We start from the raw sequence: 253 nt of genomic DNA on the forward strand, positions 1-253 counted from the left end.
GTGTTCCGCGAGCCGAGGCCGGTGTCGGTCACAGGGGTGAAGGGCGAGGCGGTGTCGGTCGATGATCGCGGTTTCCTCTCGGCCTCGCCGGCGGTCCTCGATGGGCGCCGGGTCGTGTCGTGGGCGGGCCCGTGGCCGATCGTCGAGCGCACGTGGGATCCGTCGCGTGAGCGGCGCGCGCATCGGTTTCAGCTGGTCGACGATCACGGGTCGGCGTGGCTGGCGGTGTGGGAGCGCGGCGTGTGGCATCTGG

1 protein-coding gene is annotated in these 253 nt (G+C 72.3%); it reads left to right on the forward strand.

Annotated features, from left to right (window positions below):
• Positions 1–253 (forward strand): hypothetical protein (locus SB717_RS37865; protein ID WP_410908314.1); only part of this gene is annotated, 253 nt, incomplete at both ends.

Source organism: Priestia sp. SIMBA_032, from assembly GCF_046535215.1.
Lineage (GTDB): Bacteria > Bacillota > Bacilli > Bacillales > Bacillaceae_H > Priestia > Priestia aryabhattai.